We start from the raw sequence: 20,301 nt of genomic DNA, 5'->3' as shown, positions 1-20,301 counted from the left end.
TCACCCGTCGCGAGCCGAGGACCAGGTGACCCGATGCCGCCGCCCCGATCGAGCGGACCTGCGCGCCCGAGGGACGGTCGGCGGGTATTCATCTCGCTTCGGCGGCCGCGAGGCGGTTCGCCGCGTGGTCTATGAGGCTGCGCAGGTCGGGGTGGTTGAAAAGATCGGTGGGCCCTATGACATCGCCGAGGGTTCGGTTGATCTGGGTGACGATGGCCATGGCTCGGACCGAATCTATGCCGTGATCCGTATGCGTCGCGTTGAGATCGAAATCGGTGTGTGGCCGGGCGAGGACCGTCGACATCGCCTGGAGTACCGCGGCATTCGCTACCTCCCAGGGGGAGACACCGGCTGGGTCAGCGGACGAGAGTTCGGCGGGTTCCTCGGCGGCGGTTGGGGATTGGGGGTTCGCGGTCGGGACGGAGCCGAAGACCGTGTCGTTGTCGGTGTACCAGTGGGCCTTTCGCTCGAAGGGATAGGTGGGGAGGGAGAGACGGGGGCCGGGCGTGGTCCATTGCGCGCGCCAGTCGACATCGGCGCCGGACAGGTAGGCGGTGGCGATGTCGGGGAGGGCTGAGGCGGGAGGGTGTGTCGCGGTCAGGGCGGCGTGTAGTTCTTCGTGAGTGTGGGCCAGGAAGACCGCTCGATGCGGGAAGTGGTCGCGGTGGACCTGGAGATGGTGGGCCAGGTGTGCGAGCGGGGTCGTGGCGCCGGTGTCGGTGAGCCACTGGGCCAGTTGGGTGCGGCGGGCCGCGAGCGCGGTCGGGGTCGGCGCGGAGAGGGGGATGACGAAGGGGCCGTGCGTGCGGGGACTCGGTTCGGGGGCGGAGGCGTGCGGGGCTTCCTCGAGGACGACGTGGGCGTTGGTGCCGCTGAAGGCGAAACTCGATACGGCGGCGCGGCGAGGGTGGTCGGCGTCCGTATCCCATTGCCGCAGTTCGGTATTGACGACGAAGGGTGTGTCGTCGAAATCGATCAACGGGTTCGGGTGGGTCAGGTGCAAGGTGGCGGGGAGTTGGCGGTGGCGCATGGACAGCAGCGCCTTGACGACTCCGGCCAGTCCGGAGGCCGCGGCGGTGTGGCCGATATTCGTCTTGACCGTGCCGATGGAGCAGAAGCCGGTGCGGCTCGTGTGCTGGGCGAATGCCGTTGTCAGCGCCTCGATTTCGATCGCGTCACCGAGACGCGTGCCGGTTCCGTGGGCCTCGAGGTAGCCGAGCGTCGCCGGATCTACACCGGCCCGGTCGAGGGCCTCGAGCACCACGCGGGTCTGGGCTCGCCCGCTGGGGGCGGTGAGGCCGTTGGTGCGGCCGTCCTGATTCACGGCGGTGCCTTTGATGACGCCGTGGATGTGGTCGCCGTCCCGGAGGGCGGCCGAGAGCGGCTTCAGGACGAGGGCGACGACGGCCTCACCCGGGCCGAAACCGTCGGCGGCCGCATCGAAGGTTTTGCAGCGCCCGTCGGCGGCCAGCATGCCGCCGCGCTCGGCGACCGTGAAGTAGTCCGGGTCGAAGGTGAGGAATACGCCACCCGCGAGGGCGGTCTCGCATTCGCCGGAGAGGAGGCTGCGCACGGCCAGATGCAGGGCTACCAGCGATGACGAGCACGCGGTGTTGACCGTCATGGTGGGTCCGGTGAGGTCCAGGAAGTAGGCGATCCGCCCGGCCAGTACCGACGCCTCGTTACCCCAGAACACCGAGGCCGGTTTGGCCACGCCCGCCGCGCTCATGCGGGCCAGGTATTGACTCGGCCCGGCGCCGACGAAGACACCGCACGGGCGGCCGCGCAGCTCGGAGGCCGCGTAGCCCGCCTCCTCGAGCGCGAGCCAGGACTGCTCCAGGAACAGTCGCTGTTGCGGGTCGGTGAAGTCGGCCTCGGCCTCGTCGAGACCGAAGAACCGTGCGTCGAAACCGGATACGTCGTCGAGGAAGCCGCCTTCGCGGCAGCGTCCGGTGGCGGCCCAGCGGTGCGGCGGCACCGGGCCGATCGAGCAGACGCCGTCGGCCAGGTTCCGCCAGAACTGGTCGAGATCGGCGGCGCCCGGGAAGCGTCCCGACATGCCGATCACCGCGATGTCGGTGTCGCGGGCGGGGTTCGTCCGAGGGGTGTGCGCCTCGCTGTCGCCGGACGACCGCACAGGCGGTTTCGTGGCCGGATCACGGTGTGCCTCCGCCGAACCGTTCGGGGCGGGAGGGGTTCCGTTGCTGTGCTGGCTCGCAGCCATCACCCGTTCGCCCATCGAGCTCGCGGTAAAGCGTTGTGTGGCAACCGGTTCGGCCTCCTCCGGTCGCGAACTCGATGCCGGGTCCGTATGGCTGATCGTGGCGGGCTCGCCCGGATCGGGCATGGTCACGACGACGCGGCCGATGAGGTCGCGATTGTCCTTGAGGGCGTACGCCTCGGCGATCCGATCGAAGGGCACGATGTGGGCGACGGTCGGGGTCACCGCGCCTCGGGCCAGGTGATCGGCCGCGATGGACAGGTAGTGGGTGCGCTGTTCGGGGTGGCGGCGGAAGTACTTCTTCGTGTTGAGGCTGTGGAAACTCTGGTTGTCGACCAGGTGGGACAGGTCGAGCCCGGCGGTGGCCTGGAGGCCGAAGACCGCGGTCTCGACGTAGCGGCCCTCGGGGGCGAGGACGTCGAGGCCCTGTTGGATCGCGTTGCCGCCCTGGGTGTTGACGACCACGTCGACGCCCGCGCCCGATGTGCGGCGCAGGACCTCGGATACGACGTCCGTCCGCCGGTGATCGATGGCGTCGGTGATGCCGAGGCCGCGCAGGTATTCGATCTTGTGGGCGGTGCTCGCGGTGGCGATCACCTCGGCGCCGGCGAGGCGGGCGAGTTGGATCGCGATGAGCCCGTTGGTGCCGGTGGCCGAGGGAATCAGCACGCGGTCGCCGGGCTGGACCGCGGCACGTTCGAAGGCGAGGTACATGGCCAGGAACGCGACCGGGAAACCGCAGGCTTGTTCGTGGCTGACCTGCGGTGGCTTGGCGACGACGAAGTCCGCGTCGGTCACCACCAACGTGGCCTGGCCGCCGAATCGCGGGCCGGTCAAAGCGATCACCTCGTCGCCGACGGCGAATCGGGTCACCCCCGCGCCGACTCGCGCCACGACGCCGGACACCTCGACACCCGGGGTGCACGGGAAGTCCGGCATGGTCGGATACAGGCCCTTGGCGAAGAGGAAATCGGAGAAGTTGATCGGGAACGCGCGTACCCGGATCTCGACCTCGCCGGGGCCCGGTGCGACCGGTTCGACGGGGACGACTCGCAGATCCCTTGGGTGGCCCGGCTTTTCGAATCGAACGGCTACGGGTGTGACGAGCGCTCCCGCCGTCGTGGACCCGTTGGTGGGGGCGGTGTGCGCCGGGGTGGGTTGTTGCGGCAGGAGTCCGGTCAACCGGTCGGCGTGCCGTTTCGCGATGAAGTCGGACAGGTCGGCGACGGTGGGATGGTCGAAGACCACGATCGTTTTCAGGGTGGTGCCGAGGGCGTCGTTGAGTCGATTGGTGAGCTCGACCGCGACGATCGAGTCGACACCGAGGTCCGAAAGCGGTGTGTGCGTGCGGATTTCGTCGACAGGTACGCCGAGACAACCCGCTACCTGTTCGGTGACGGTCGTCCGGACGACCTCTTCGAGGGCGCGGGTGTCGCCGTTCGTTTCCGGGGACGCCGCCCGCACAGGTCGCGGATCCGGTGCCGATGTGCCGGGACCGTGGACCACGAGCCCGTCGGGGTGTTCGTCCGCCGACCGGGAAGGTGATGTCGGCCGGTCGGGCACGTCCGCACGCGCCGGATCGGTTGCGGTGTCGGGTCGCGCTCCGGAGGGCCGGTGGGCGGTCAGCACGTGCTGGGTCAGGTGTTCGGGAGCGGCGGAGCCGAGAGTGGACACGTCGGTGAAACCTCTATCCTCCAAGCGATTACGCCACAGATGGGTGTCGAGCAGCGGGGAGCCGGGCAGGCGACGGCCCTCGTCGTGGTGCCGCCACCAACCGTCGAGGAGGCCGAAGGTGACGGTGTGGAACGGTTGCACCGCGGTGACCTCGGTGAGGACCAGCATGCCGCCGGGGGCCAGCAGGTCGAGGACGCTGTCCAGGACGGCGTCCAGGTCGTGGGTGGCGTGCAGGACGTTGCCCGCGAGTACGACGTCGTAGGAGCCGGATTCGAAACCTTGTGGGCGCGTCGGCTTTTCGATGTCCAGTCGACGGAAGCGCATCGGAATGCCTTGGCGTCGCACGGATCGCTCGGCTCGGCGCAGCAGTCCGGCGGAGATGTCGGTGAAGTCGTATTCGGCGTCGATTCCGGCGGCGGCGAGCGCCGCCAGGACCGGTTCGGTGGTGGCGCCGGTCCCGGCGCCGATCTCGAGAACGCGCGTCGGGTGCGCATCGGCGATGCGGCGGGCGACGATCGCATTGCAGTAGTCGGTCAACTGGGTCCGGTAGGTGGCTGCCACGGCATCGCTGGAGCCGTCCGGGAAGAGGACCTCGGTCGCGTGACGGGTACCGGCGAGGACCTCGGGCAGCGCCGACATACAACGGATCACCAGATCCAGCTGCGCGGTGAGGGTGGGGAAGTCGGCCCGCAGGGTTTCCGGACGCGGCGCCCGCACCGCCGCGGCCGTTCCGGTGCACTGCCCGGCGTCCTCGATGAGCAGACCGTGCCGGGTGAGGATGTCCAGCAGGGCATGCACGAGGGGATGGTGTTCGGGCACGGCCCCGAGCCGAGCGATGATGTCCGCGCGGGAACGGTTTTCGCCGGGGGCGGGCAATGCTGGGGCGCACACCTGCCGGACAGCGGCGGCAATGTAATCGTCGAGCGCGGCCCGCGCCCGTGGGTCGGCATCGAAGCGCGGCACCGGATCAGGGCGCGGCGCAGGGGTTTCCAGAACGCCGATCGAATCCAGGACGGGCCGGTCGGCACGCACGACGACGACTTGCCGCTCCCCGTAGGCCAAGACGCGCTCGATCGCCAACATGCCTTCGGCGGGCGTCAACGGCACATAGCCGCGGGCACGCAGGCTCCGCTGATATTCGAGCGACGCCACTCGGCCGACTCCCGACCACGGTCCCCAATTCACCACGTGGACCGGGAAGTCGCAGCGGGCGGCCAGGCGATGGGCCAGGGCATCCTGGGCGGTGGACGCGGCCGCGTAGTTCGCTTGCCCGGCGGCGCCGGTGAACGACTGCACCGAGGACAACACCAGCAGGAAATCGAGCGGTTCGCCGCTCAGTTCCCGGCCCAGCACGCGGGTGCCCGTCACCTTCGGCGCCAGCACCGCCTCGAAGGCGCGCTCGGACAGGCGTTCCACGCTGCCGTCCCGCAACACCATGGCCGCGTGGATCACGCCGTGGATGCGACCGGACGCGGAAGCCTTATCGATCACCGCCCGCACCGCGTCGGCGTCGGTGACGTCCGCGGGCCAGTACTCGGGTTGGCCGCCGAGGCGGGTCAACCGGGTCAGGGCGTCCTCGATGCGCTGGTCGCGTGGACCGCGGCCGACCAGAAGCAGGCGGGCGGACACCCGCTGCGCCAGATATTCGGCCAGTGCCAGGCCGATTCCTCCGGCTCCCCCGAAGATCACGTAGTGACCGCCAGGACGGAACACGCTGTGTCGCACGGGAATCGACGGGATCGGCCGGAGCCGCCGGACCAGGCGACGGCCGTCGGCCAGGGCCACGTCCCGATTGTCCGGGTGGGTCGGTTCTGTGAGCAGCGCGTCGATGATGCGGGTCAGTTCGCCGGGTTCCGGTCGGGTCCCGACGGGCACTCCGATGTCGACGCAGTTGACGCCGAGCCGCGGATACTCCCGGGCCAGGGACTTCGTGAAGCCGACCACCGCTGCCGCCTCCGGGTTGCCGATCAGGCGTCCGGCGGCGTCGGAGGCGTCGTTGACGACGGCCCGAAGGGTGACGCCGGAGAGGTGGCCGGCATCGGCCAGTGCTCGTACGAGCCGGAACAGCAGCAGCGCACCGGTTTTCGTCGATTCCGATTCGGACGGGTCGTCCCGTAGGGCGCTGAGGAACCAGATCTGGTCGATCCGTTCGGTCGCGCGGAGGAAGTCGGTGAGACCGCTGCCGGGATCGTCGGCGTCGATCTCCCAGGTGTCGTCGTTCACGCGCTGGTTGCGTGTCCCGACCACGAGCCGCTGAACCGGTCCGTCGTGCCGGTCGGCCAATGCGGCGGCGAGGCCGAACGCGTTCCCGCGCTGGACGATCAGCCAGTTCCCGTGGGAGACACCGGGGTTCGCGATGGGTTCGGCCTGCCACTCGGGGCGATACAAGATCCCGTCGAGCGGATCGGGTGCCTCGCGAATCGTCACACCCGAGAAGCGGACGCAGACGCGGCCCGACTCGTCGGCGATCACCACATCGTGCTCGGTGTCGCGGGTCGTCACATGGACGTAGCCGCGGGTGGGTGGTTCGGCGAAGCGCTCGACCCGGTCGACCGCGAACGGCAGCCGGGTGGTCGATGGTTCGGCTCCCTGGGCGGCCGCGAGAACGGTGACAGCCTGGAGGGCGGCGTCGAGGACGGTCGCCGGTCGCTCGGCGTCGACGCGGGCCAGCAGGCTCCCTTCGCCCGCGCGGGCGGCGCGAATTCCGCGGAAGGCGGGACCGTAGTCGATGCCGATGCGTTCGAAGGTGCGGTAGATGTCGGAGTCGCGGATCTCGTTGGGGCACCGGCTCGCGAGGTGATCCGGGTCGAGGGGTTCGGGGGCGGAGCCGTCGTCCGGGATCCACCGGCCCGTGGAGTGGACGGTTTGTTCCGGCTCGGTGCCGGTTCGGATCTCGTGGCGGAGTTCGCCCGCGGTCTCGGTCAGGCGGATGGATACCGTCGTTCCCGTCGCCGGGACCTCCAGCGGCCGCAACCAGCACAGGTCGACGACGTGGCGCAGTTCGGGCCGGTGCTCGGCGACGGCGGCCGCGGCCAGTTCGAGTTGCACCACTCCGGCGACGACATTCGCGCCCTGGACCACGTGATCGCGGATCAGGGGGTCGTCGGGAGACAACCGGACATCGAAGGTGACCTCGGTGGGTGAACTCGCGGTGCCGGAGGTCTTCGACGACAGCGGGAGGGCGGCGCCGGTCGCCCGCGGATCGGGTTGCGGGGCGCGATCTTCCGGGATCCAGTAGCGGTCCGGCGCGAAAGGATAGGTGGGCAGGCCGACTCGTCGAGGCGAACGGTTCCGGTGCAGGAGGGCCCAGTCCACGTCACCGCCCGCTATCCATCGGGCCGCGAAATCGGACGCCGGGAGATCCGAGGGCTCGGCGTCCGGGTCCGGCGTACCGGTGAGCGAATGGGGCCCGGGCACACCGGTTTCGGCGAACGCGGAGAGTTCGGCCGCGAGGACGCCGAGGGAGGCGGTGACCACGGCCAGCCGGTGCGCCATGGGTTCTCGGCCGACCTGGAGGGTGTAGGCGATATCGGCCGGGTCGCCCGCGGTGGCGCAAGCGGTCGCGAGTGCGGCGGCGTAGGCGCGCAGTCGTTCCGGGGTTCGGGCCGACAGCACGAATATCTGCTCCCCCGAGGACGGTGCGGAAGCCGTTGCGGGAGGGAGGTATTCCTCGAGCAGCACGTGGCCGTTGACGCCGCCGAAACCGAAGGAGCTCACGCCCGCGCGTCGCGGTTGTTCGGCGCCTTCGGCGGTACGCGGGCGGGGCCAGGGCAATTCACGGTCGGCGATGGTCAAGGGGCCGCCGTCGAGACGGATCTGCGGGTTCAGCTCGTGCAAGTGCAGGTTGGCGGGGATGCGGCCGTGCCGCATCGCGAGGATCACCTTGACGATGCCCGCGACGCCCGCGGCCGCCTCGGCGTGTCCCATATTCGATTTGACCGAGCCGATGATCGTGGTCGGGGTGGTCAGGCGGGGACGGCCCGCGCGATCGCGCAGTTCGCGGAAGGCCCGGTGGATGCCGTTGATCTCGATCGGGTCGCCCAATGCCGTTCCGGTGCCGTGCAATTCGAGGTACCCGACCGTGGCGGGATCGATGCCGCCCTCCTCGAAGGCGGCCACGATCAGGTCGGCCTGGGCGTTCGGGTTGGGGGTGGTGAGGGTGTTGACCCTGCCGCCGTGATTGACGGCGCTGCCGCGGATGACGGCGTGGATGTGATCGCCGTCGCGCACGGCCGCCGACAGCGGTTTCAGCAGCAGCGCGCCGACGCCCTCGGCCCGCACGTAGCCGTCGGCGGCGGCGTCGAAGGTGCGGCATCGCCCGGTGGGGCTGAGCATCCCGGCGCGGGCGAAGGAGATGTACACCATGGGCGCGAGCAGTAGATTCACTCCGCCCACCAGTGCGGTGTCGCAGCTGCCCACGCGCAGGGATTCGACCGCCGAACGCAGTGCCACCAGGGAACTGGAGCAGGCGGTGTCGATCGGGAAGCTCGGGCCCTTCAGGTCCAGCAGATAGGACACCCGGTTGGCCAGGATGGCGTGGAACATCCCGGTGGTGGTGAAGGCTTCGACCGGTACCCCGGCCTCCCGCAGCAACTCCTGGTAGTCGTGCGAGCCGACGCCGACGAACAGTCCGGTCCGCCCATGGGCCAGTTCGGCGGGCCGGTACCCGGCCTCCTCGATCGCGCGGTACGCGGTTTGCAGGAACAGTCGCTGTTGCGGGTCCATCAGCCGGGCCTCGCGCGGCGTGATGCCGAAGAAGGCGGCGTCGAAAGTGTCCACCTCGGGCAGGAATCCGCCCCAGCGGCTGTTGGTGCGGCCCGGGCCCGGGGTGGGGTGGTAGTTGTCGCGCCAGTCCCAGCGTTGGGCGGGAATCTCGGTGACGAGGTCGTCGCCCGCCGCGAGGTGACGCCAGAATTCGTCGGGGTCACGGCTGCCGGGCAGGGTGGCATGCATGCCGATGATCGCGATCGGTTCCGGCCCGGATTGCGCGGTGTCGCCGGGGACGGTCTTGGCGGGTGGCGCTGATTCGGTCGTGGTCTGGGTGGGCGTGGTCGCGGCCGGGGTGGCCGCGGTGTCGGCCAGTGCGCTGGCGATCGCGGCGGGATATTCGGATCGGAGGTGGCCGGCGACCGCTCGGACGGTGGTGTATTCGAAGAACAGGGCCGGGGTCAGGTCGATGTTCAGGCGTTTGCTCAGCTGGTTGGCCAGGCGGCCGAAGGAGAGGGAGTCGAAGCCGTAGTCACCGATGGCGCGGTCGGAGCGAATCCGGTGGGGTGCCAGACCGGCGATATCGGCGATATCGGCGATGACGAGATCGTGCACCGCGGTGTCCGGGATCTGTTGTTCGCTTGTCCCCGTCGGCTTTTCGTCGTCGTGATTGTCAGCGCCGAGTTCACGAGCCACTGCGGTGCCGTCGCCGGGAACGTAGACCAGATGGGGTGTGCCGGTGCGGACGGCGGTTCCGAGCGCGGCCAGACCTTCGTCGGTGTCGAGCGGCTCCATGTCGAAGACCGCCCGGAGTCGTTCGGCGACTTCGGCATCCACCCGCATCCCGCCGTCGGCCCACAGGGGCCAGCCGATGGAAACGGTGCGCCGACCGCGGTCGGTGCACCACTCGGCGTAGGCGTCGAGGAACGCGTTGGCGTACGCGTACGGCGCTTGGGCGACGCTGCCGAGCGCGGCCGCCGCCGAGGAAAACAGGCATCTGACCTCGAGCGCGCGGCCGGACAGGGCCGCGTCGAGCTGGACCACGCCGAACGCCTTCGCGCCCGCCGCCGCGCGCATGTTGTCGGCGCTCTGGCGGACGAGGTAGTCGTCACGCAGGACGGCGGCGCAGTGGAAGAACCCTTGCAGCGCACCGAATTCGGTGTCCGCGGCAGCCACGGCCGCGCGGGCGCCGGCGGCGGTGGAGACATCGGCCTGGATGTAGCGGCCCTCGCCGCCGAGTTCGGTCACGCGATCGAGCACTGCCCGAGCGCGTGCGTCCTGCGGTGAGCGGCCGACGAGGACCACCCGCGCTCCGGCCGTTCGCGCCAGCCATTCCGCGACGAGTGCGCCCAAACCTCCGACGCCCCCGGTGATCAGGTAGACACCGCCGCGGCGGAGTTCCGGGGCGTCGGGCGACGGGGTGGAGCGCCGCCAGCGACGCACGTCGCGGCCTTCGGCCGTCGCCCGTATGTGGATCCCGTCGGCCGCGCCGAGGGCCTCGGCGATCAACTGTTCGGTGGACTCGCCGTCGAAGTCGGGGAGTTCCACCAGGACGTGTGAGATCCGGGTGCTCTCGCGGGTCGCCGTGCGCAGCAGACCGCCGAGCGCCCGATGCGGCGGTGAGGCCGCGGGGATTCCGGCGACGACGCGAACCCGCCGCGTGCCACCGGCTCGGACGAGTGCCCGGATCAGGTGGAACATCGGCAGGACGGCATGGTCGAACGCGGCATCGAAATCAGTTGCGGTGCCGAATGATTCGGGGTGCGTGGTGATCACTGTATCGACCGGCCTGATCGCCGCGAGGACGGCTTCGATGTCGGACTCCGACAGCGGATCCAGCAGGTAGCGGCCAGCCCCGGCGGTGGCGAACTCGGTTCCGAGGGTGGCGAGCACGGCGGAGCCTCGGCGGCCGGTTCGTCGATCCAATTCATCCAGCAGACGCTCCCCCAGCGCCGGTGTCGAGGCGACGATCAGCGTGCGACCGGGATCGCGGCGCTGATCTCGTTGCGCCGCGACCCATTCAGGGAAGAACCAGGATCCGGCTCGGTCGGGTGCGGCCGCGGACTGCCAGGGGCGCAGCCACAAGTCGGTGACCTTCACCAGGACGCGACCGTCCACGTCGGCCAGGCTGACGTCCAGTTTGGTGCCATCGGGGGTGGACTTGCGGACAACGACGTGCGCGTATCCGGATTTCGGTGTGCCGCCGTGCACTTCGACGGATCCGGCCGAGTAGGGCAGGTGCAGCCGGTCGGTGCGCAGGGCGAGGAGCCACAGGCTCGCTTGCAGCGCGGCGTCGAGCATGCCGGGGTCGAGCAGGTGGCCGGTGGCGGGGGTGGGCAGGCGCAGTTCGGTGAGGGCCTCGTCGTCGGTGTACCTCAGTTCGGTGATGCCCTGATAGGTGGGGCCGAGCGCGAGTCCGCGGCGGCGGATCTCGGGATAGAACTCGGCGGCGGTCCGGGTCGTCGAGCAGCGGGCGCGGATCGCGGCGATGTCCAACGGCTCCGGGGAGCCGTCGGTCGAGGTTTCCAGCAGTCCGGTGGCGTGGACCGTGCCGGATGATCGGTCGGTCAGCTCGAATGTGTTGCGCTGACCGGTGTTCGACAGTTCCACCCGGACCGTTCGCGGTTGCGGGACCGCGATCGGCGCGTACCAGACGGTGTTGCGCACGCGGAAGGGGACGTCGATGTTCGCGGCCGCGCGTACCGCTTCCACATAGGCGACAGCGGGCAGGATCGGGACGTCGTCGACGCGGTGGTCGCCGAGTATTGGTTCGGCACCGGTGAATTCGATGGTCGAACCGGTGGCGTCCGGCGTCCCGGCGAGTGGTGTGGGGATCGCCTGCGAGCCTCGGGTGGGTGCGGCGTCCGGCAGCCAGCAGCGCTCGGTGGCGAACGGGTAACCGGGCAGCCGAACGTGCGGCATGGGCGTGGAGTACAGCCGCTCCCACGGCACGTGCGCGCCCTCGACCCACAGCGCCGCCAAGGCGGGGAGGTCGCGGGCCGCGATTGCGGTGGCGATCTCGTTCTCCCACATGTCGTCCGGACGCGGAGCGGTGCCGGTTCCGGTCAGCCGATGCGGGGCGGGCAGCGGGCGGTCCTCGGCGACCGCGCGGAGAAGGTCGGTGAGCGTCGCGGTGTCCTCGACCAGAAGGGCGAGTCGGTCGTCCAGCGGCTCACGGCGTACCTGCAGTTGATAGGCGAGTTCGGAGACGCGGTAGTCGCCCGCACGGCTGTCGATCGCCCGAGCCAGTCGGGCGCAGTGGGCCCGCAGTCGTTCCCGGTCGGTGGCCGAGACCACCACGAGGTGCGTGCCCTGGGCAGGCCCGCGCACCTGCTCGCGCGGCGGCGCTTCCTCCACGATGACGTGTGCGTTGGCCCCGCCCGCGCCGAAGGCGCTGATGCCCGCCCGGCGCGGGCCCGGCGCACCGTTCACCATCGGTGGGGGCCAGTCGGTGAGGCCGCGATTCACGCGGAACGGCGTGTCCGCGAGAGTGATTCGCGGGTTCTCCGGTTCGCTGTGCAGGGACGGGACGAGGCGGCCGTGCCGCAGTTGCAGCAGCACCTTGGTCAGCCCGGCGAGACCCGCGGCGGATTCGAGGTGACCGATGTTCGATTTCACCGAGCCGATGGCGCAGCTGCCCGCGGGGAGATCACCGAAGGCCAGGGTGAGCCCGGACAGTTCGATGGGGTCGCCCAGCTGGGTTCCGGTGCCGTGTGCCTCGAGGTAGCCGATGGTGTCCGGGCCGACCTCGGCGTCGGCGAGGGCGCGGCGCACGACCTGGGCCTGTTCGACCGGGTTGGGGACGGTGAACCCGCTCGTGCGGCCGCCGTGTCCGACGGCGGATCCCTTGATGACGCCGAGGATTTCGTCACCGTCGGCCAGCGCCGCGCGCAGCGGCTTCAACACCACCGCGCCCACGCCCTCGCCGGGGACGAAGCCGTCGGCGGCCGCGCCGAAGGTGTGGCAGCGTCCGGTCGGGGAGAGCATCCGCAGTTGGGCCAGCCAGTCGAATTTGACGGGATGCAGGTAGAGGTTGACCCCGCCGACCAATGCCATCTCGCATTCACCGCGAACCAGGCTGTGCGCCGCGAGGTGGATGGCGGTGAGCGCCGCCGCGCATGCCGTGTCCACCGGCATGCTGGGTCCGCGCAGATCCAGCCGGTAGGAGACTCGGTTGGCGATGGCCCACTGATTCGACGGCGGAACCATCGGGTCGTCGGGCCGCCGCCGGGTGTCCAGGTACGGGTAGGTCTGGGTGGTGACGCCGACGAACACGCCGACCGAGCGGGCTCCGGGCTGGTCGGGGTCACCCAGACGCAGCGGTGGGTAGCCCGCGTCTTCCAAAGCGTGCCAGGCGGTTTGGAGGAACAGGCGCTCCTGCGGGTCCATCGCGGCGGCGTCGCGGGGCGAGATGCCGAAGAACAGCGGATCGAAGGCGTCGACGTCGGTGAGAAAGCCGCCCCAGCGGCTTTCGGGGCGGTCGCGGGAGTCCCAGCGGTCGGCGGGGACCTCGGTGACGCTGTCGCGGCCCTCGGCGAGATTGCGCCAGAAGGCGTCCAGGTCGGGGGCCTGCGGGTAGCGGCCCGCCATGCCGATCACCGCGATATCGCGGTCGCGGACCGCAGTCTCGGCGACGGTGTGCACCGCCGTTCGTGGTTCGGTCGTGGTGCCCGCGGGCTCGGCCGAGCCGTTGTCGTCGGTTGCCGCGGAACCGTATCGAGACGCGAGTTCGGTCGGTCGAGCGGCGGCGATGCGGTCGGCGACCGCGGCGAGATTGCGCGATTCGAACAGGAGGGTTTCGCTCACCGGGCCCAGTTCGGCGGCGACGGTGGCGTTGAACTCGCTGACGACGATGGAGTCGAGCCCGAGTTGGTCGAGGCCGGTGTGCAGATCGATCGTGCCGGGGTCGACGCCGCGCAGGGCGGCGATGCGATCCCGGACATAGCGCCGGGACAGGGCCGTCACCGACGCCATCTCCGTCACGGGGACAGTGGTCGCTGTTTCGGCGACAGCGCGTTTCGTTTGTGGCGCAGTCGATTTCGGTGCCGAGGAGTCGAGTTCCAGCAAGCGCAGCAGGGCCGCGGGGTCGCCGTGCAGGATCGGATGCGCCCCGGAACCGGTGGCGCACAGGCGGTCCAGAATGGCCAGGCCGGTCTCGCTGGGCATGGGGCGCATGCCGTGGTCGCCGACCAGGATTCCGCCGCCGGTGGCGGCCATGCCGCCCTCCTGCCACACCGGCCAGCCGATGGAGACGCTGCGTCCGCGACGACTTCCGTTCGCGCGCAGCACCTCTCGCGCCGAAGCGAACTCGTCGAGGTAGGCGTTGGCCGTGGCGTAGTCGGCCTGGCCGGGATTGCCGACGGTCGCCACCATCGAGGAGAACAGGACGAACACGCGCAGCGGGTCGTCGCGGGTGGCGCGGTCCAGATTGATCGCGCCGAGCACCTTCGGGGCGAGAACGTCGCGCAGATCCGCGAGCGGCTTGTGCACCAGGTTTCGGTCCCGCAATACACCCGCGGCGTGGAAGACGCCGGTGACGGGGCCGAAGCGGGACCGTACCCGATCCAGTAGTTCGCCCGTAGCGGCCGGGTCGGAGATGTCGCCGGAGAAGTACCCCACCCGGTCGGCGTCGGAGGTGAGATCGACATGGGAGACATCGCCTTCCGGCGTGCGCCCGACCAATGCCACTCGAACTCCGGGACGCCGGAGCATGTGTGCGGCGACGAGGCGGCCGATGCGGCCGAGGCCGCCGGTGATCACGTAGACATCGCCGTCGGGCGACGGCTCCACGGTATGCGGTGCGGCGGCGGGCAGGGGAACGAAGCGGCGCGTGGCCCGGATGCCCAGGTGATGCCGGACGAGGTCGCCGCCGTCGTGCCGAGCGGCCTCGTCGGCGAGCACGGCCCAGGTGGCCGGATCGGCGAGGCCGCCACCGAGCGCGACCACCCGCAGGCGGACCCCGTCGGTTTCGCGGCGCAGGGTGCGCGCCATACCGGACAGCGCCGCCAGATCCGGTGGGAGCGAACCATTGTCGTGCCGGCCGACCGCGAGGATCGTGACACCCAGCCCGAAGGCGGCCTTGGCGGCCTGCAGGGCGGCGGCGGGGCCCTCGAGGCCGCCGAGGACCAGGATCACCGCGCGCACGGGCGCACCGAACTCGGCGGTGGTGTCGAGAGCGCGGTCCCAGGCATCGGAGTCGGTGAGCGGGACGACCGAGGTTCCGGCATCGATGGTCGTGTCCGGGACGGCGCCGTCGAGCACGGCCGCGAACCTCACGGCGGGAAACGCGGCGCTCGCGGCCTTCGCCGGACCCGCTGCGGCGCCGCGTATTTCATGGAGCTGGGTCGGCGATGCCCCTATCAGGACGGGACCGGGCTCCGCTCCGATTCGGGAATCCGCGGTCACCCACTCCGCCGCTACCTCGATCACCTGCGGCTCGTCCACGGCGGGAGCGTCGCGATGCACGATGCCGTCGAACTCCGTGGTGGGCAGAGGAACGGTGACTCCGGCCGATCCGACGGGATGGTGCGACCAGTCGATATCCACTCCCCGACGCCACAATTCGAGTAGGGCGGGCGTGAGCGGGTCGGCCGCCGGAGTGCCGGTGATCGACACCGCCGGATCCGCGACGCCCGCTCTGGCGCCCACCCGTACGACGGACAACCCGTCGGGAACGGCGAAATCTGCTGTGCTGGCATTCGATTCGACCCAGTCTCGAGGATCGCGCAGGCCGGTCGGGAACGCGTGGCGACGACGCAGCACCGGGTAACGATCCGGTTGGGCAAGGTCCACTCGATCACGATCGGCCCGCGCGGCGGCCGCGGCGAGTCCGTCCGCGCCGCCGAGCAGCAGATCCAGAACCGCGGCGGGGGTCAGGACGTCGTCGAGCAGGAGGTCGACCAACTCCATTACGCGCTCGTCGGCGTCGAGCCGAGCCAGCGGTAGCGACCATTTGCTGGTGAGCCGACGCAGCGCGTGCTGGAACGCGACGGTGAGGATCAGCGTTTCGCGGGGCTGGAAGGCGGTCTTCGAGGCGACAGCAGCCGGATCGCGGACGGTCCAGTCGGCGAGCCCACGCTCGTCGAGCACGCGCTGCCAGTCGTGCAGGTATTGGCGCAGGGTGCGTTGACCGGCGAGGCGGATCGCCAGATCCAGTGCCGCGGTGAGAGTGGCGGGTGCAGGATCCGGGGTGGCGGCGAGCTCGGCGAGGTAGTCCCGGTCGAGGGCGATCGGATGGACGACTCGACCGGTCGCGGGAACCAGCACCGGGAATGCCGGTGGGCGAAGGTCCGATTGTCCGGTTGCGCCCGTGGCGCTTTCGACGGCGGTCGGGGAGTCCAGGCAGCCGAGAGCGGCGAGGGTGGGCCGGATGCCCGCTCCGATCGGAACCACCAGATCGGGGCGCAGTCCCAGGCGCAGCAGTGCGCGGACGATCAGCTCGGTGTACCGGGATCGGGCCCGCTCGCCGCCCTGGGACAACTCGGCTCGGATGGCGGCCGCCCGCTCGGCAGGGGTCTCGCCAGCCGCGCAGTCGGTGAGGATCTCGTCGAAAGGCGCTGCGGCGAGCAGGCTTTCGAGTTCGTCCGGCGAGGGCAGCGGCAGCAGCCCGATCTCCAGGGCCCAGCCCTGCGGCTCCGCTGTCGCTGTTCCGCTCGCCGCGGACAGCAGTGCGTCGATGTCGGCGTAGGAGGCGACCAGACCGGCGAGCCGGATTCGCTGATGAGTGCGGCCGGTCGCCAACGTCTTGCAGATGTCGGCTATCGGCGCGGCCACGTAGCCGTCGGCTCCGGTGGCCTGCCGCCAGGAGGTCACCAGACGATCGAGTGCGGCGGGAGTGTGCGCGGACAGCAGGAAGGGTTGGCGCGCACCAGGTTCCGTCGTCAATGATGCCGCCGCGTTCGCGGGCCGCTCCCCCACGTATTCCTCCACGACGATGTGGGAGTTCACTCCCCCGAATCCGAACGAACTAACCCCGGCGCACAGCGGCGCTCCCGGTGCGGCGGGCAGCCAGTCCGACTCCGCCAACGCGAGGCGGAACGGGCTGCTCGTCACATCGATCAGCGGATTGACCGTGCGCACGTGCAGCGTGGGGACGATCCGCCGCCGCTGCATCATCATGAGCACCTTGATCAGGCCGGCCACCCCGGCCGCACCCTCGAGATGCCCGATATTGGATTTCACCGAGCCCAGCGCGCACCAGCCGGTGTCGCCGGACGCGGGCGCGAACACCTGGCGCAGCGCCTCCACCTCGATCGGATCGCCGAGAGCCGTTCCGGTGCCGTGTGTTTCGACATAGGTGATCGCGCGCGGATCCACACCCGCGCGAGATACCGCCGCGGCGACGACCGATCGTTCGGCGGCGACGGTCGGTGCGGTGATCGTGGTGCGGGAGCCGCTGTGGTTGACGGCGGTGCCGCGGATCACGCCGTAGATGTGGTCGCCGTCGCGCACCGCGTCGTCGAGGCGCCGCAACAGCACCACCCCGACCCCGTCGCCGGGAACGAAGCCGTCGGCGTCCCGGTCGAAGGTCTTGCAGCGGCCGCCGGGGCTCAGCATGCGTGCCTTGGAGAAGCCGATGTACTTCCACGGCTGGGTGCTCAGATTCACCCCGCCCGCGAGCACGTAGTCGGTCTCGCCCGTCTCCAGCGCCTGCGCGCCCAGGTGGATCGCGACCAGCGACGAGGCACAGGCCGCGTCCACCGACACGCTCGCGCCGGTGAGGTCGAACGCGTCCGAGAGGCGGTTGGCGAGCAGACAGTCGTAAACGCCGAGCACGGAATGGCTTTCGATCGGCCGGTCGCTCATCTCGATGAGGTGGTCGCGCTCGAAGTTGCCGATGTAGACGGCGGTGCGCGCCGCGGCGAGCGTGGCGGCGGTGATGCCCGCGTCGTCGAGACAGTGCTGGGTCTCCTCGAGCAGCAGCCGCTGCAGCGGATCCAGGAGGCGCGCGTCTCGCGGTGTGAGGCCGAAGTATTCGTGGTCGAAGCGGTACGGGTCGTCGAGCACCCCGAGCCACTTGCTGACCGAACGATCCGGACGAGTGATGTCGGGGTCGTAGTAGCGCGAGGCATCGAAGCGATCGGCGGGCACCTCGCGCACCGAGTCCACCCCGGCCCGCAGGTTGGCGAAGAACCGGCGATGATCGCGGGCGCCCGGCATCCGGCACCCGATGCCGACGACCGCGACCGCCATACCGGCGCTCCGGGTCGGCACCGAAGCCGGTGCGGCCGAATCCTTCCGGAATGGAACGGGGACGTCGCCGTCGGCCGCGGCGCGGATCTTGCCGAGCAGTCCGGTCAGCACCCGCCCCGGGCCGGTTTCGACCACCTCGCCGACACCTTGGTCGAGCAGGTGCCGCATGCCGGCCTCCCAGCGCACCGGGCTCGTGAGCTGATCCAGCAACAGCGGGCGGATATCGGCGTCCGGGTACGCGCGCGCGGTCACGTTCGATATCACCGGCCGGGTCGGCGGACGCAACTCCACTCCGGCGAGGAACCGCTCGAATTCCGCTCGCGCGCCGGCCATCCAGCGCGAATGAAAGGCGCCACTCACGCGCAATCGTACAAATCGGGCACCGGCCGCGGTGAAAGCGTCCTGGGCGCGTGCCACCACGTCCTCCGGACCCGACAGCACCAGCTGATCCGGGGCGTTGAAGTTGGCGATGTCGAGGTCGAGACCGTGATCGGCGAGCACGGCTCGCACCGCCGACTCACTCTTGCCGACGATCGCGGCCATTCCACCACCGGTCGCGGCCGCCATCAGGCGGCCTCGGGCGCGTACCAGCCTCAGCCCGGTGGCGAAATCGAAGGCGCCGGCCGCCCAGAGGGCGTTGTATTCACCGAGACTGTGGCCGGCGAAAAAATTTGCCGGACCGTGCTCGCGCTCCCAGGCTCGGTAGTACAGAGCATTGGCCACGAACAGTGCGGGCTGGGTGAATTCGGTGCGACCCAGATTTCCCGCGGCGTCCTCCCGGCACAATTCGGCAACCGAATATCCGAGGATTTCATCCGCCTGTGCTCTCAAATCGGGGAATTCATCGAAGAGCTCGTCGGCCATGCCCAGCTGCTGTGAGCCTTGGCCGGGAAAGACCACGGCGGTCCGCGGCGGCCGGGACGGCGTGCGCGCGGCAGTCTTCGGCCGCAACGCTCGGACCTCCTCGAGGCGGCGGGACACCGGCGCGAACCGGTCCAGCAGCGGGAAGGTACGGGCCGTCGAGTCCGGGCCGAAGTCGCGGGCGGCGAAGCCCGCGAGGGTGCCCGACGGCGAGAGGTCCACATAGCGCAGCCCGTCCTCCCGCTGCTCCAACAGCCGCACCGCGTCCCGGAACATAATGGGGGCGCGGAACATTCGCCACAGGTCGTCGGGAGCGGGGTCGGCGACGAAGCCGCTCGCGGCGCAGGACATGAGGCGAATCTCGGGCTGCCGCAAGGGTTCCGCGGCCAGCACGCGGAGGTAGTCGGCGCCGATGCGATCCATGTCGGCGGTGTGGAAGGCGTACCGGACGGGCAGGATCGGGCAGGTGGCACCGGCGGCCCGCAACCGCTCACCGGCCCTCGCGATCGCCTCCGGACGACCGGACAGCACGAAATGCTCGTCGTAGTTGATCGCGGCGAGTTCGACCTCGTCGGCCGCCGGGTCGTAGTCCTCGGGCCGGATCCCGAGCACGGCCAGCATCGCGCCCTCGGGGCAGTGCCGCTCGACCAGTCGGACCTGTTCGCTCAGGCACGCGACCAGGCGTTCCCGGTCCAGTACGCCGGCGGCGCAGGCCGCGACCGACTCGCCCAGGCTGTAGCCGAGCAGACAGTCCGGCACGATGTCCTCGGCGACGAGCATGTCGAACAGGGCCAACTGCAGCGCGGCCAGCGCGGGATGGGTGTAGCGCAACGCGTCGAACGGCGTGGCCGCGGAGACGTCGGTCCGATACAGCTCGTCGAGCAGGCCGGGCGTGCCGTGGTCGGCGAACATCGTGCCCAGCTCACGCAGCGAACGCGCGAAAACCGGGTGGGCCGAACGCAGTTCGCGACCCATGCCGAAGTACTGCGAGCCCTGCCCGGCGAACATGAACACATTCCCGTTCGACACCGTCACCATTCCCCTTCAGCAACCGACGTTCGCGACCCGTGGAGTCGGGCACGCTCATCGTCGCGGAGGCGCGTGGCGAGGCGCGGTCACGTCCCTGACACACCACGCGATCGGTCGGCGCTGGTCAGAAGGCGGATGCGGGCACCGATGCCACTGCGCTACGGCAGCGCCCGACGGTCCCGCGACCGTCGCTCCTCGTTGTTGTCGGTGCCCCGCAGTATCTTCGGAGGCACGGTTCGAACTCATCGCTCGTCGACTTCCCGACAGCGTTCCGGAAGCACGGCGACGATCGTCGGGCCGAATATTTTCAGGAACTGAGCGTACGGACCCGACAAGGGTCGACAACTGAAATACGTTCCAAGGTTTCCTCCACTTTCGCATCGCGCAAGCATGAATTGTCATGCCCGAATCGAGTGCGCGATCAACCGACCCCAGGATATTTTCCGCAAACGAGAAGAAGGGAGCAGGCATTGCCGAAAAAGACCGGAAATACCGTTCCACCGGCGGACCGGAAATCCGGATTCGACATCACCGCCCGCACGAGAATCGGACGATTCGATGAACAGCGGTGTTCGCTTTCCGGTCGGAACGCCGCCGTCCCCGACCGCGGGTCTCCG

The 20,301-nt window shown here is 70.1% G+C and carries 1 protein-coding gene; it reads right to left on the bottom strand.

Annotated features, from left to right (window positions below; translation table 11 throughout):
- Positions 1-88: 88 nt before the first annotated feature.
- Positions 89-19,684: an ACP S-malonyltransferase gene (fabD, locus tag ACFYTQ_RS01405; RefSeq protein ID WP_387356087.1), complete on the bottom strand. Its 19,596-nt coding sequence runs from the start codon at positions 19,682-19,684 to the stop codon at positions 89-91.
- Between the last annotated feature and the right edge of the window lie 617 nt (positions 19,685-20,301).

The organism is Nocardia sp. NPDC004068 (assembly GCF_042874315.1).
Lineage (GTDB): Bacteria > Actinomycetota > Actinomycetes > Mycobacteriales > Mycobacteriaceae > Nocardia.
Note: the sequence above shows the minus strand (reverse complement) of the source record. Positions and strands in the feature narration are given on the sequence as shown.